At 64.2% G+C, this 14,590-nt stretch carries 14 protein-coding genes; 8 read left to right on the top strand and 6 right to left on the bottom strand.

Annotated features, from left to right (window positions below):
• The first annotated feature begins 16 nt into the window (after positions 1-16).
• From VME63_RS02805 to VME63_RS02790, 4 genes are all read left to right on the top strand, one after another.
• A complete protein-coding gene (locus VME63_RS02805) occupies positions 17-523 on the top strand; it encodes a transcriptional repressor (RefSeq protein ID WP_325430032.1) in 507 nt (168 codons plus the stop codon).
• A 124-nt stretch (positions 524-647) separates the two neighbouring features.
• Positions 648-1,079, top strand: a complete 432-nt coding sequence (locus VME63_RS02800; protein ID WP_325430031.1) for a MerC domain-containing protein — start codon at positions 648-650, stop codon at positions 1,077-1,079.
• A gap of 55 nt (positions 1,080-1,134) precedes the next feature.
• Entirely contained in the window at positions 1,135-2,088 is a 954-nt protein-coding gene (locus tag VME63_RS02795; RefSeq protein WP_325430030.1) for a cation diffusion facilitator family transporter, read from the top strand.
• Between the two features lie 81 nt (positions 2,089-2,169).
• Positions 2,170-2,331 (top strand): 30S ribosomal protein THX, encoded by a 162-nt coding sequence (locus tag VME63_RS02790; RefSeq protein ID WP_325430029.1) that lies wholly within the window; start codon positions 2,170-2,172, stop codon positions 2,329-2,331.
• A gap of 62 nt (positions 2,332-2,393) precedes the next feature.
• Here the strand turns inward: VME63_RS02790 and hutI are convergent, their stop codons facing one another.
• The 3 genes from hutI to VME63_RS02775 are packed head-to-tail and all read right to left on the bottom strand — an operon-like array spanning position 2,394 to position 6,678.
• Positions 2,394-3,617 (bottom strand): imidazolonepropionase, encoded by a 1,224-nt coding sequence (gene hutI, locus VME63_RS02785; protein WP_325430027.1) that lies wholly within the window; start codon positions 3,615-3,617, stop codon positions 2,394-2,396.
• The gene (locus VME63_RS02780; protein WP_325430025.1) at positions 3,614-5,083 is read right to left on the bottom strand and encodes a chloride channel protein; all 1,470 of its coding nucleotides are present in this window, start codon (positions 5,081-5,083) and stop codon (positions 3,614-3,616) included. Before VME63_RS02780 ends, hutI begins: the two co-directional genes overlap by 4 nt.
• Positions 5,084-5,115: 32 nt before the next feature.
• Complete coding sequence (locus VME63_RS02775; RefSeq protein ID WP_325430023.1) at positions 5,116-6,678, bottom strand: bifunctional GNAT family N-acetyltransferase/carbon-nitrogen hydrolase family protein; 1,563 nt, start codon at positions 6,676-6,678, stop codon at positions 5,116-5,118.
• Positions 6,679-6,755: 77 nt separating this feature from the next.
• On the opposite strand from VME63_RS02775, the gene VME63_RS02770 reads away from it, so the two are divergent.
• The 4 genes from VME63_RS02770 (at position 6,756) to VME63_RS02755 (ending at position 10,727) form a co-directional block, all read left to right on the top strand.
• On the top strand, positions 6,756-8,126 hold the full coding sequence (locus VME63_RS02770) for a formimidoylglutamate deiminase (RefSeq protein WP_325430021.1): 1,371 nt from the start codon (positions 6,756-6,758) through the stop codon (positions 8,124-8,126).
• Between the two features lie 423 nt (positions 8,127-8,549).
• Positions 8,550-8,714 (top strand): hypothetical protein, encoded by a 165-nt coding sequence (locus VME63_RS02765; protein WP_325430019.1) that lies wholly within the window; start codon positions 8,550-8,552, stop codon positions 8,712-8,714.
• 346 nt (positions 8,715-9,060) lie between these two features.
• A complete protein-coding gene (locus tag VME63_RS02760) occupies positions 9,061-10,347 on the top strand; it encodes an MFS transporter (protein WP_325430017.1) in 1,287 nt (428 codons plus the stop codon).
• On the top strand, positions 10,344-10,727 hold the full coding sequence (locus tag VME63_RS02755) for a VOC family protein (RefSeq protein ID WP_325430015.1): 384 nt from the start codon (positions 10,344-10,346) through the stop codon (positions 10,725-10,727). Before VME63_RS02760 ends, VME63_RS02755 begins: the two co-directional genes overlap by 4 nt.
• Here VME63_RS02755 and VME63_RS02750 read toward each other — a convergent pair.
• The 3 genes from VME63_RS02750 to VME63_RS02740 form a co-directional block, all read right to left on the bottom strand.
• Complete coding sequence (locus VME63_RS02750; protein ID WP_325430013.1) at positions 10,715-11,626, bottom strand: LysR family transcriptional regulator; 912 nt, start codon at positions 11,624-11,626, stop codon at positions 10,715-10,717. The genes VME63_RS02755 and VME63_RS02750 overlap by 13 nt on opposite strands.
• A gap of 77 nt (positions 11,627-11,703) precedes the next feature.
• Positions 11,704-12,987, bottom strand: coding sequence for an ectonucleotide pyrophosphatase/phosphodiesterase (locus tag VME63_RS02745; RefSeq protein ID WP_325430011.1), 1,284 nt, complete (start codon positions 12,985-12,987; stop codon positions 11,704-11,706).
• A gap of 135 nt (positions 12,988-13,122) precedes the next feature.
• Complete coding sequence (locus VME63_RS02740) at positions 13,123-14,370, bottom strand: TIGR03862 family flavoprotein (RefSeq protein ID WP_325430009.1); 1,248 nt, start codon at positions 14,368-14,370, stop codon at positions 13,123-13,125.
• Positions 14,371-14,590: the final 220 nt, after the last annotated feature.

The following is a 14,590-nucleotide window of genomic DNA, read 5'->3' as shown; positions in this document are numbered from 1 at the left end:
TATCGGAGCGGGGTGTATGATCGACATCGAGGTGAACCCGTTGAGCGAAAGTTCCTCCATCAAAGCGCATACCCATCATCATCACGAAGGTCCCAAGGAGTTCGTGGCCGCGGTGGAGCACGCTAGCGAAGAACGCGGCCTGCGCTTGACCCCGTTGCGCAAGGAAGTGCTGGAACTGATCGCAGCCGCCGGCAAGCCGGTGAAGGCTTACGATCTGCTCGACCATCTGCGCGAGCGCCACGGCAATGCCGCGCCGCCTACCGTTTATCGCGCGCTCGACTTCCTGCTTGAACACGGCTTCATCCACAAGCTGGAATCGATCAACGCGTTCGTGTCCTGCCATCATCCAGCCGAGGCCCATCAGGTACCGTTCCTGATCTGCGATGTCTGTTCCAGCGCGCAGGAAGTGTGCGATGAACGCGTCGCCGAGCTGATCGAGGCGCAGGCCAAGGCCTTCGGGTTCCGTCCGCAGGCGCAGACCCTGGAAGTGCATGGCGTCTGCAAGCAGTGCCGCAAGGCCTGAGCATGTATCCCAGCCGGCTTGGCGTGGGCCTGTTGCAGGCCGGCTTGCGTGTGGATCAATAGTGTTATATTGTATCAAAACCATGCCGGGCCCCACCGGCTAGCCAGTACGGTGTAGTCCCTCCATGGATTCCACGCCCACGCCGCCGCCCCATCGCTGGTGGAACCTCGCCGACCGGATCGGCGCGACCGCTTCGTTCCTGTGCGCGATCCACTGCGCGGCGTTGCCGTTCGTGCTGGCGATCCTGCCGCTGCTTGGCCTTAGCTTCCTCGCCGATCACGGCTTCGAGCGTGGCTTCGTGCTTTTCGCCAGTGCGCTGGCACTGTTTGCCCTGGTCAATGGTTACCGGCGCCATCATCGGTCGCTGCCGTTGCGGCTCGCCTTGCCGGGCCTGTGCCTGTTGGTGATGGGCGTCACCTTCGCCGAAAACTACTCCATCGTGCTGCACAGCGTGCTGGTGACGTGCGGCGGCCTGCTGGTGGCCAGTGCGCACTTCGTCAATTTGCGCTTCGATCGCTTGCATGGTCACGTTCACGGCGCGCATTGCGCTCACTGAACGCTTCGCGCGCCAGTGATTGTGTAACGGGCGCGCCGCTTCCTAGCATGACTGAATGAATCACGCGCACAGCCACGCCTGCGGGCATCCCAACCATGATCACGGCCATGCTCGCGCCGACCATGCGCACCGTCGCGGGCGCAAGCTGCTGGTCGCCTTTGCGCTGACCGCCAGCATGATGGTTGCCGAAGTGGGGGGCGGCCTATGGTCCGGTTCGCTGGCGCTGCTGGCCGATGCCGGCCACATGCTGGTGGATGCGCTGGCCTTGCTGCTCGCGCTGCTGGCCGCACGAATGGCGCTGCGTCCGGCCGATGCGCGCCGCACCTACGGTTATGGCCGGATGGAAGTGCTGGCCGGTTTCGTCAATGCGCTGACGCAGTTCGTGCTGGTGGGATTTATCGCCTACGAAGCCATTGAGCGGCTGTTCAAGCCGGTGGCGATTCTTTCCGGCGTGATGCTTGGCGTCGCGCTGGTGGGGCTGGTGGTGAATGTGATCGTGCTGCGCAGCCTGCATGGCCATGCCCACGACGACGTGAACCTTGGTGCCGCGAGCCTGCATGTGCTGGGCGACCTGATGGGTTCGGTGGGTGCCGTGCTTGCCGCACTGGCGGTGCGCGCGATGGGCTGGAACTGGGCCGACCCGGTGTTGTCGCTGCTGGTGTCGCTGCTCATCCTCCACAGTGCGTGGCAGTTGCTGCGCCGTTCGACGCATATTTTGCTGGAGGGCGTACCCGAAGGCATGGACACGCGCGAAGTGGAAAGCGTCTTGCGCGGTGCCGATGCATCGATTCGCGACGTGCATCATCTGCACGTATGGCAGCTGGCATCGGGCTCGCGCATGGCCACGCTGCATCTGGAGTTGCACGACGCGGGCGACGGCGCGCGCGTGCTGGCGGCGGTCAATCGCACCCTGCTGGAACGTTTCGGCATCCGCCACGCCACCGTACAGATCGATCCGGGCGACTGCCCTGACGAGGACCCCGGCTGCGGTGCCAAGCATCGCCATTGACCGGCCCCGGCGCTTGCGCTTTGGCTTGCCGCTGCTAGGATGATTAGCCGACCACAGCAGTACGAATCAAGGAGTTTCCTTATGGGTAAGGGCGATCGCAAAACCCGCCGCGGCAAGACCTACCGTGGCAGCTACGGCAACACTCGCGCGCACACCGCGCAGCCGGCCGTAGTCGCCGCCAAGCAGACGGTCACCAAGCCGGCAGCGGTCAAGAAGGCCGCTCCGAAGAAGAAATCGGCCTGAGCACGCGCCGCTAGCCGACCCCAAGCCCCCGCCTGCCGGGGGCTTTCCATTTTGGGGCATTCTCAAGGGGCCGCGACCGCCACCCCACCCAGCCAAACCTGGCGCACCAGCGACCCGCCGATCCAATAGCAAAGCTCGGACGGCTGGCGGGCATGCCAGGCGACCAGATCCGCGCGCTTGCCCACCGCCAGCGTGCCCCGGTCCGACAGGCCCAGCGCGCGGGCTGCGTTGACGGTGATGCCGCGCAGCGCTTCTTCGGGTGTGAGCCGGAACAGCGTGCAGGCCATGTTGGCCGCCAGTCGCAGCGACAGCAGTGGGGACGTGCCCGGGTTGCAGTCGGTGGCGATGGCCATGGCTACGCCGTGAGCGCGCAGCGCCGCTACCGGCGGCAGCTTGGTTTCGCGCAAGGCGTAGAACGCCCCGGGCAGCAGCACCGCCACGGTGCCCGCGCGCGCCATGGCCTGCAGCCCTGAATCGCTGAGGTACTCCAGGTGATCGGCGGAAAGGCCTTCGAACTCGGCGACCAGCGCGGCACCGTCCAGGTCCGACAACTGCTCGGCATGCAGTTTCACCGGCAAGCCGAGCAGCCGGGCGTGTTCGAATACCCGTTGCGTTTCGGCGCGGCTGAAGCCGATGCCTTCGCAGAAGGCGTCCACCGCATCGACCAAGCCTTCGCTGGCGAGCACGGGCAGCAGTTCGTTGCAGACCAGGTCGAGGTAGTCCTCGCGCCGGTCCTTGTATTCGGGCGGCAGCGCGTGCAGGCCCAGGAAACTGGTCTGCACATGCATCCCCAGCGCCGCGCCCAGGCGCCGCGCCACGCGCAGCATGCGGCGCTCCGCATCCAGTTCCAGCCCATAGCCGGATTTGATCTCCAGCGTGGTTACGCCGTCCGCCAGCAGCGCGCGGGCGCGGGGCAGGGATTGCTCGAACAACTGGTCTTCGCTCGCCGCGCGCGTGGCGCGCACGGTGGACACGATGCCGCCGCCGGCGCGGGCGATTTCCTCGTAGCTGGCGCCGTTGAGCCGCAGGTCGAACTCCTGCGCGCGGTTGCCGCCGAAGACGAGGTGCGTGTGACAGTCGATCAGGCCCGGGGTGACCAACGCGCCGTCCAGATCGTGCACTTCCAGTGCGCTTGCGGCCGCGCCGGGCGGCAGGTCGTGCATGGCGCCCAGCCAGACAATGTGCCCATCCTGGCAGGCAATGGCCGCATCCGTGAGCAGACCGTGGCTGGCTTCGCCGACGAAGGTGGCCAGCGAGGCGTTGGTCAGCAGCAAATCCCAGCTCATCGTTTGGAATCTTCCAGCGAAGCCTCGGTGGGCTCGGCCGGATCGGTGTAGGCGCTGCTCGCGCCCAGGTCTTCTACTTCATCGCCGTCATCGGGCTGGTTTTCCGCTTCGGGCTGCTGGGCATGCTGGCGTTCGAAATCCTCCATCATGCGCTCGGCGAAATCCTTGTACACCGGCGTGGGGCAGAAGATGGAGGCCGCGGCACGCGCCAGCAGGCAGGCGGCCATGATCGGAATCACCATATCCTGGTTGTTGGTCAGTTCCATGGCGATCACCGCCGAGGTCAACGGTGCGCCGGTGACGCCGGACAGATACGCGCTCATGCCCAGCAGCACCACCGCCGCTTCCGGCACGTTTGGCAGGAAATGGGCGATGTTGTGGCCGATGCCGGCACCCACCGCCAGCGCGGGCGAAAAAATACCGCCGGGAATGCCTGCCCAATACGACACGACATTGGCCAGCAGCTTGTAGACGGTGAAGGCGTGGCCGGCGGTTTCGGGGGCTTCCTGCACGAATGCGCGCGCCTGCGCATAGCCGGTGCCATAGACGGCGTTATGGGACAGTACGCCCAGTATCGCCAGCGACAACCCGCAGCCGACCGCGAACAACACCGGGAAACGCTCGCGCAGGCGGCCGATCGCGGCCAGCGGCCCGCGTCGGCTGAGCAGGATCAGGCGCGCGAACAGTCCGCCGAGCAGGCCGCCGAACATGCCGCATTCCAGCACCGCCAGCCACGCATGCCCCAGCGGAAGACTAGCCTGCACGGTCCCGAAGTAGGCGTAATTGCCATTGATGCCCAGCGACACCACGCCGCCCACGATCACCGCCGTCAGCAGCAGGCCGCTGAAGCGATGTTCGAAGGTGCCGGCCAGTTCTTCGATCGCGAACACCACGCCGGCCAGGGGCGTGTTGAAGGCCGCGGCGATGCCTGCGGCGCCGCCGGCAAGGATGAAGCGCGAAAGGGCGGTGGCGTCGGTGAAGCCAAAGCGCCGTCCCAGCGAATAGAACAGGCCCGCGCCTACGTGCACGGTAGGCCCTTCGCGGCCGATCGAGGCACCGACCATCAACGCGATGATCGTCAGCACCATCTTGCTGACCGCGATCGGCAAGGCCAGCATGCGCGAGCGAAACCCCTGGCCCTCGATATGGATGGACGCGATGACCTGCGGAATGCCGCTGCCGCGCGCCGCCCGCAGCCGGCCCTCGGTCAGCCAGCACAGCAGGCCGAACACCACCGGAGTCATGATCAGCGGAATCCAGATGCCGTGGGCGATGATCTTCTGGAACAAGGCGAATGCCCAGTCGCTGGCCCTGGCAAACACGATGGCCGCCAGCGCCACCAGCACCGCGCCGCTCCATAGCGCTATGCGCCGTTTCCACAAGTAGGGGGCGAAGAACTCGTGACCCAGCACGGCGCGAAGCCGGGGGTTGGAGGCTTTGGGCGAGGGCGTAGGGGATTGTGACATCCGCGCATTATGGCAGGCCACTCGCGCCTGCGTCAGCGTGGGGGCCTCAGCCAGCGCGTTTCGTAGAGATCGAAGCGGCGATCCTTGAGATTTTGCACCGCCCCGGCGTTGCGCGCCCGGGCCAGGCTCTCCAGGCGCAGGTCCGCGAACAGTACCGTTTCGATGTTCGGGGTGGAGTCGGCGGCAATGCCGTCGCGCGCGAAGGGAAAATCGCTGGGCGTAAGGATGCAGCTTTGCCCGTATTGGATGTCGAAATTGTTGACGCCCGGCAGATTGCCCACGTTGCCGGAAAGCACGACATAGCACTGGTTTTCGATCGCGCGCGCCTGCGAGCAATAGCGCACGCGCAGATAGCCTTCGCGCACGTCGGTGCAGAACGGCACGAACAGGATCAGCGCACCCTGGTCCACCAGGTGCTTGGCGACTTCGGGAAACTCCGAGTCGTAGCAGATCATTACGCCGATCGGACCGCAATCGGTGTGGATGGTCGCCGCGGTGTCGCCACCGGTGACGTTCCACACGTTCTTCTCGCTGGGCGTAGGGTGGAGCTTTTCGCGTTCGTGAATGGAACCATCGCGCAGGCACACGTAGCAGACGTTATGGATGTCGCCGTTCTCCTGTTCGGTGGGATGCGAGCCGGCGATGATGTTGATGTTGTAGTTCATCGCCAGGCGGCTGAACAGCTCCTTCACCTGCGGCGTGTAATGACTGAGCTTGCGGATGGTCTCGACCGGCGAAAGCTCTTCGTTCTCGATCGACAGCAACTGCAGCGTGATCAGCTCGGGGAAGGTCACGAAGTCGGCGTTGTAGTCGGCCGCGATATCGGTGAAATACTCCACGTGCGTGGCGAATTCGTCGAATGAGGCGATGCGCCGCTGCAGGTACTGCACCGTTGCCACGCGCACCGAATCGGGGAGGTTGCGGGTGGATTTCACCGCCGGGATATCGGGCTGGTCGAGCAGCGCGGGATTGCGCCAGACCAGGTGCGCGGCATAGCCCAGCGACTCGTAATCGGTCGGCACGTACGCGCGCAGCAGGCCGATGATTTCGAAATCGTTGGCGAGCTGGAAGCTCAAGGTGGGATCGCGGCGGCGTCCTTCGACCACCGCCTGTACGTATGCTTCGGCGCTGCCATAGCGCTGGATGTTGCGCGACAGGCCCGGAATGCGCCCGCCGAAAGTGATGCCGCGCAGTTTGAGGTCGGTGCAAAGACGCTTGCGCGCCTGGTACAGACGCTGGCCGATGCGCATGCCGCGATAATCCGGATGCACCACCACTTCCATGCCGTACAGCCAGTTGCCATCCGGATTGTGGCGCGAGGCCATGCCGCCGCCGGTGATCTGCGTCCAGGTGTGCGGCTTGAGCGCCAGCGCCTCGTCGATACGGAAGGTGGCGCAGTAGCCGACGAGGTTGCCTTCGTACTCCACCACAAACTGGCCTTCGGGAAAATGCGTCTGTTGGGAACGCAGCATTTCGGCCGAATGGCCCCATTCGGGGGTGTAGATGCGGGCGGTGAGATCGACCAGGGCGGGCACATCGCCCAATACCGCTTGGCGCAAGGCCAGCTTCGGCGCGTTTTCGTTCTTCTTGGCCATTCCCCATCCTTCCTTAAGGAAAGTGAAGAGGATGCGAGTGCGCAGGTTACACTTCGCAAGTCCTACGGAGATCGTTCATGAGCGATATGGCTGCGGTTCACGCTTTTCAAGCACGGCAACTCTGGCACGACAGCGGCTGGCGTGTCGACGCCGCTTTCGCCGTCGACCAGCATGGGCGGATCGCGCAGGGTCAGGGCAGTACGCCGCATTACCTGGACGGCTGGGTGCTGCCTGGCATGCCCAATCTCCATTCGCATGCGTTCCAGCGCGCCATGGCAGGCTTGGCCGAGCGGCGCGGCCCCAGCGACGACTCGTTCTGGACCTGGCGCGAAACCATGTATGCCTTCGCCGCGCGCATCGATCCGGAAACGCTGCAGGCGATCGCCGCCCAGCTTTATGTGGAAATGCTCAAGGCCGGCTATACGCAGGTGTGCGAATTCCACTATCTCCATCACCAGCCCGACGGCACGCCCTACGCACAAGCGGAGGCGATGTCGCTGGCGCTGATCGAGGCCGCGCGCGAGGCGGGCATTGCGCTGACCCTGCTGCCGGTGTTGTACATGAGCGGCGGTTTCGACGGGCGTTCGCTGTCGCCGCGGCAGCGCCGTTTCGGCCATGATCTTGAGCATTATCTGCAACTGCTCGCCACGCTGCGCACGCTGGAGCGCGACGGCCTGCGCATCGGCGTGGCGTTGCATTCCCTGCGTGCGATTCCCGAACACAGCTGGCGCAGCGTCATGGAAAGCGAAGCGCTCAAGACCGGCCCCGTCCACATCCATATTGCCGAGCAGATCGGCGAAGTGCAGGACTGCATCGCCACGCGCGGCGCCCGTCCGGTGGAGTGGCTGTTCCAGCACGCCGCGGTCGACAAACGCTGGTGCCTGGTCCACGCCACGCATCTTACCGAAGCGGAAACCGCGCAGCTTGCGCACAGCGGCGCGATCGCCGGATTGTGTCCTACGACAGAAGCCAATCTCGGTGACGGCTTGTTTCCGCTCGCACGCTATCTTGACGCGAACGGCATCATCGGCATCGGTTCGGATTCGCATATCTCCATTTCGCCGGTGGAGGAGCTGCGCTGGCTCGAATACGGCCAGCGCCTGCAGACGCGTCACCGCAACGTGGCCGCACGGCATGCCGGCGACAGCGTTGGCGAAACCTTGTGGCGCGCGGCGCTGCGCGGCGGTACACAGGCCGCCGGCATGGCGATCGGCGCGCTGGAAGAGGGCAGGCGCGCGGACCTGATCGTGCTCGATCGCGATGCGCCGCTTATGGCCGCGCGCGACAATCGCTCGGCGATGGACAGTTTCCTGTTCGCAGGCAATGTGCCGCTGGTACGTCACGTGATGACGGGCGGCCGCTGGGTGGTGCGCGATTTCAAGCATCACGACGAAACGCGCATCGCCGCACGTTACCGCCTGGCGATGGAGCGCCTGACCAGCGCATGATCCGCGGGTACGCCACGGCATGCGTGCGCGCAGCGGCAGCGTTGTCCAGCAGGTTTGCAGCCGGAGCCGTTCATCGCGAGGTCGCTGCCCGCCACCTCACATGATGGCCTCCGGCTGCAAGCCTGCTGGACATCGCCGCGTTGCGCATCATGGCGATAGGGACATAGAAAACGGATAAAAGATCCGTGGGCCGGCGTAGAAAATGCGTAATTTCGGTTGGCCTGGCTATTGTATAAACGCCGGTTGAACGTCGCTGTCGCCGATGCCGCGTGCGTTCGATGTTGCAAAGCCGCTGCCACGCAGCGCTTTCACTTGCCTGACGGTGGGGCTGAACCATCGGCATCAGTTCAGGTTTGCCGCGTCATCGCGTGGCGTCGAGGGCGCGTTTTCCGGCGTGAGTTTCCACTCACGAGGAGAAACACCATGCGCCGTTATCTTTCTGTCTTCCTGATCGCTCTGGCCGTGCTGGGCGGCACCTTGGCGCAGACAGGTTGCGTTGTTGTCGCGCCGCGTCCGGCCCGCGTTTGGGTGCCCGGTTACTGGGGTGCGGGCCATGTCTGGGTGGGCGGTTACTGGCGTTATCGTTGAGCGGGCCACGATGCGATCGCGGGGCGGTTTGTTGCAGCCGCCCCGCGTTATGCCCATGCATGCATGAAATCCGGCATCGATGAACGTGTGTCGTTTCGGTGGCACCTGCAAACGGCTCGGTTCGCGCAGGTGAAAGCCATCGAAGGGGGCAACGTCGGCTGACCCGCATGGGGCGAGGCCACATGGGGCGGGTGAAGGCGTGATGGCCCTGCGGGCGTCGGCCAGGCACGCGATCGCCGCGCATGCCCATTGATATGCAGCGACTATCGAGCCGTACGTGCCGAATGATCGATCGGCCGCGTGCGGCCGATTATGCTTGCAGCATGCATCCTCGATTCCACATGCAATGAGCACGAGCCTACTCAACCAGGTGCCGTCCAAACCGGTCGCCTGGGCCGACGATGACCTGATCCGGCATGGTACCTTGGCGTTCCGGCGCACCAATCTGGCGTTGTTCGCCGCCGGTTTTGCCACGTTCGGGCTGTTGTATTGCGTGCAGCCGCTGATGCCGCAATTTAGCCAGCAATATGGTATCGGCGCCGCGAGCAGCGCCTTGTCGCTGTCGCTGACGACGGGTGTGCTGGCTTTCGCCATGTTGTTCGCCGGCGGTATCTCCGACGCGCTGGGTCGCAAATCGGTGATGGTGGCGTCCTTGCTTTCCTCCGCCGTGCTGGTGTTGCTGAGCGCGATGATGCCCAGCTGGGGCGCGCTTTTGTGGGTCCGTACCTTGCTCGGCGTGACACTGAGCGGCCTGCCGGCGGTGGCGATGACGTACCTCACCGAGGAAATGCACCCCGAATCGATCGGCCTGGGCATGGGCCTGTACATCAGCGGCAGCGCCGTGGGTGGTATGTGCGGGCGCCTGATTGCCGGCGTCGTGGCCGATTATTTCGGTTGGCGCGCAGGCATTGGCGTGGTAGGCATGGTCGGGTTGATCTCAGGCTCGATCTTCTGGCGCGCGCTGCCGCCTTCGCGGCACTTTCGCGTGAGCGCGTTTGCATGGCGCAGCTTGCTCAAGCGTTTCGCCGGCATGTTTGGCGATGCCGCCCTGCCATGGCTGTTCGCCGAAGGGTTTCTGCTGCTTGGCGCGTTCGTGACGGTCTACAACTATCTTGGCTATCGTTTGCAGGCGCCCCCGTACCATTTGAGCCAGGCGGTGGTCGGTCTGGTTTTCAGCATCTACTTGGTCGGCACCTTCAGCTCCGCATGGATGGGCCATCTGGCGGGCAAGCTGGGACGCCGCAAGGTATTGTGGACCGCGTTCGTGTTGATGCTGCTGGGCGTCGGCTGCACGATGATGGACTCGCTGTGGTTGATCGGGCTGGGCATTACCGCCGTCACCTTCGGCTTTTTCGGCGGACACTCCATCGTCAGCAGTTGGGTGGGACGGCGCGGCGGGGCTGCCAAGGCGCAGGCTTCGTCGATGTATCTGTTCAGCTACTACATGGGGTCGAGCGTGGCCGGCGCCAGCGGCGGCCTGTTCTATGCCGAGCACGGCTGGACCGGGGTGGCGCTGTTCGCGGGCGCGCTGGTGCTGGGCGGGTTGCTGATCGCGCTGCGCCTTTATCGCGTAACGCCGTTGCCGCAGCTGGTTACGCCGCCGACACCGATGAGCAAGGGTGCCATGCCATGAACATCGACAGCATCGATCATTTCGTGCTCACCGTTGCCGATATCGAGGCAACGTGCGACTTCTATGCGCGCACGTTGGGCATGAACGTGATCAGTTTCGGCGAAGGGCGCAAGGCACTGGCGTTCGGTGCACAAAAAATCAACCTGCATCGGCACCATCACGAATTCGAGCCGAAGGCGCGGCAACCCGCGCCCGGATCAGGCGATTTCTGCCTGATCACGTCCGTGCCGCTGGACGAAGTCGTTGCGCACCTGCAGCGATGCGGCGTTGCGATCGAGGAAGGTCCGGTATCGCGCACGGGGGCACGCGGGCCGATCCGTTCGGTGTATGTCCGCGATCCTGACGGCAATCTCATCGAAGTGAGCAATTACGCGTCCTGATGCGTGTGCGCCAGCAACAGCTGGACGAAGCGCGGCACCAGCGGCGAGCGTTCGTCCTGGCGGTAAACCACGTGGATTTCCGACATGCTTTCCGCATCGGCCAGCGGCACATAGCTGACACCTTCCACGCCGCTGTGACGGCACGACGCAGGCAGGATCGACACGCCAAACCCGGCGGCGACCAGGCCGATGATGGTGGATGCCTCGCGTGCCTCCTGCGCGATGCGTGGCGTGAAGCCGGCGTTGCGGCATAACTTGAACACGCGCTCGTACACCCCCGCTCCCGCGCTGCGTGCAAACACCACGAAGGGGTCCTGCGCCAGCGCCGCCGTCGAAAGCTCGCCGCGCGCGTCAATGCGCTGGAGCACCGGGTGATCCGAGCGAAGCACGACCACCAGCGGATCGCGGAACAAGCGCTTGGATACAAGCGAGTCGGGTAGCGCATCCGGGCGCAGGATACCCACTTGCAGACGCCGGTCGAGCAGGGCGTCGATCTGCTGCAGCGAGTTCAACTCTTGCAGTTGCAGATGCACGGCTGGAAAACGTTGCCGAAACTCGAAGATGGCGCGGGGGATCTCCTGCGACAACGGAATGGTGCGGGTGAACCCGATCTGCAACTCGCCAAGCTCGCCCCGTTGCGCGCGCTTGGCCATGTCGATGGCGCGGTCCACGTGCGCCAGGATGTCGCGCGCCTGGTCAAGGAACAGGCGTCCTGGCTCGGTCAGGGCTACCCGTCGATTGGTGCGCGTGAGCAGGCGTGCGCCCACGGTGTCTTCCAATTGCCGGATCTGCTGGCTGAGCGGCGGTTGCGACATGCCCAAGCGTTCGGCCGCCTTGCCGAAATGCAAGGTATCGGCCACGGCGACGAAGTAGCGCAGATGGCGCAGTTCGATATTCATGCCGCTACTTTCGCGGCATGGCCGTCCAGACTCAAGGGGGAAGCGGCCGGCTTGTGCGGCCAAGCCGGCCGATTGCGTCACTGCACGGGCTGAGCCGCAGGTTTGAGCATGCTCTGGACATCGCTGAGCCGGCCATCGCAAAAGCGTGGCGGTATGCTAAGCAGTTGCGCCATCAACGGATAGACGTCCACGTTCGAAAAACTGTGGAAATGCACGCCGCTTTGGAAGGCCGGGCCATGGGCGACAAAGATTGCCTGCATGGTCGGATCGGCGTTGTCGTAGCCGTGATCGCCCTGGTGTGCGGGGCCCTTCCACTTGGCGACCTCTTTGGCGGTGGAGATGCGCCAGCCCACGTCCGCCAGGCATACCAGTTGCGGTACACGCGCGTTGTTGCCGTAGTTCAGACGCTTGGGAATGCGCGTCTTGTCCCAGCAATGCATGTGCTGCTGCGGCTGTTCCAGCTGTTGTTCGATTGCATTGAAGTCGTGCTTGGGCTTGGGATTGAAACCGGCCAGCACGCCGAGCGTGACCGTGTTCACGTCCTTCATCGAAATCAATTTGTCGATGAAAATGGTGTTCTGGGGCGGCGCGCTGGCCATGCCGTGATCGGCGACCACGATGATGTTCATGCGGTCGTACAGGCCGCGCTGTTTCAGGCCCTCGACCAGGCGTGCCATCGCCGCGTCGGTGTCCTTAAGAGCCTGGTTGAGCTGCGGCGAATCGGGGCCGTGCTCGTGGCCGGCGTTGTCCACGTCGTTGAAATAAAGCGTGACGAAACCGGGGCGCTGATCGGGTGGAAGATCCAGCCAGGCCAATACCTGGTCGACGCGCTGGTCGGCGGTCACCTTTTTGTCGAATGGCTTCCAGTAGTCGGGATGGCGTCCCTGGATCGGCGCTTCGGAGCCGGGCCAGAACATGGTCGCCGTGCGGATGCCGTGGTCGTCTGCCGTTTCCCAGATGGGCGTGGCCTGATCCCACCAGAATTCGTTGCTTACCGCCTTGCGATCATTGAGCGTGAAGCGGCCCAGCTCAGGGTCGGTCATGGTGTTGTTGACAATGCCGTGATGATCGGGAACCAGACCGGTAACGATGGTGTAGTGGTTGGGAAAGGTCAGCGACGGAAAGGACGGTTGCATCGAGGCGCGCACACCCGATGCGGCAAGCGCCTGCAGGGTAGGGCTGAACCCGCGGTCCAGGTAGTCGGCGCGGTAGGCGTCGATGGAAATCAGCAGCAACGGTGCCGGCGCGGTGCCCGGCTGCGCGGCGGCTGCCGCGGAAGGCGCCGGCGTGGTGGGGTGCGATGCGCAGCCAGCGCCGGCAACGAGCAACGAGCAGGTCAGAACCCGGTACAACCAATTCATAGAAAACGATCCGTGGAGAGCAATGGACGACCCCCCATGATGGCGCACTTGTATGACTAAAACAGCTCTCCAGCGGAAAACGGATGGTTACGTCCGCGCAAGTTCTTGTGGCAAGACGTGTCCTTGCATGCGCGGTCAACGCCTGCCGCTGAGCCAGTCCGCGGCGCCGCGCCCCGCGCGATAGCCGCTGGCAAAGCAGGCGGTAAGCAGATAACCGCCAGTGGGGGCTTCCCAGTCCAGCATTTCTCCCGCGCAGAACACGCCGGGAAAATTTTGTAGCATCATGCGATCGTTCATGCCTTCCAGGCGTACGCCGCCGGCTGTGCTGATCGCCTCGTCCAAAGGACGCGGCTGCTTCAGGCGCAGCGGAAATCGCTTGATCGTCTGCGCAAGAAGGTTGCCGTCGTCGAACTGATGCTTGTCGAGCACCTCGTACAGCAATCCGGTCTTGGGGCCGGTGAAGCCGGCATGCCGGCGCATGTGTTCGCTGAAGGTCCGTCGGCCGCGTGGTTTGCTCAGATCGTGCTGCAAGCGTTCCAGCGGGCGGTCGGGCAAAAGATCCAGTTCAAGCGTGATGCGCCCATTCTGCGCGATAGCCTGGCGCAGCATGGCCGACAATGCGTAGATAAGGCTGCCTTCGATGCCGTAGCGCGTAATGACGCATTCGCCCTGGCGCAGATGCTCTTTTCCCGACGCATCGCGCCAGTAGGCGGCCAGGTTTTTCAACGGAGCGCCCGCATAGCGATCGATGAGGCGATCGCTCCAGCCGACGTTGAAGCCGCAATTGGACGGCTGCAGCGGCGCGACATCCGCGCCGTGATCGGCCAGCACCGAGGCCCACGCGCCATCGGAGCCCAGTTGCGGCCAACTGCCGCCGCCCATGGCCAGCACCACGGCGTAGGCCGATATGGAGCGTTCTCCCTGTGGCGTGGCAAAGCGCATCGCGCCATGTTCTCCCCAACCCAGCCAGCGGTGATGGACGTGAAAACGCACGCCGCTTTCACGCAGGCGACGCACCCAGCCGCGCAGCAAGGGTGCCGCTTTCAGATCGTTGGGAAATACGCGGCCCGACGTGCCCACGAATGTTTCCACACCAAGGCCGCGCGCCCACGCGCGCAGCGCGTCGGCGTCGAAATCTTCCAGCCATGCGCCGACTTCCTGCGCACGCTCGGCGTAGCGCTGCAGGAAATCAGGCTTGGGTTCGCTATGCGTCAAGTTCAAACCGCCTTTGCCGGCGATCAGAAACTTGCGACCGACCGAGCCTTTGCTTTCGAACAGGTCGACCTCGACGCCTTGCGCGCGCGCCACTTCAGCCGCCATCAGTCCGGCGGGGCCGCCGCCGATGATGACCAGACCCGGGGCAATGGAATGAGCAACTGACATGTGTAAATGATTGGGAAATGGCCTTGTATTGTACATGTCCTGTTTGAATGGCTTCACCGATAACTCGATCGCGAAAGCTGGCCGGCGAAGAGCCACCGTAGAGCCGGTTTTTGCGGGAAACGTCGGCGGATGAGGGATGCACTTAGGACTTTTCTGATTCCGCTGGCCTGGGCGGATTCGTAACTTTTCTATGTCGAAGCGAAGAGTGCGCGAGGAGACT

This window comes from Dyella sp. (assembly GCF_035503745.1).
Classification (GTDB): Bacteria; Pseudomonadota; Gammaproteobacteria; order Xanthomonadales; family Rhodanobacteraceae; genus Dyella_B.
This window is presented reverse-complemented; position numbering and strand designations above follow the sequence as displayed.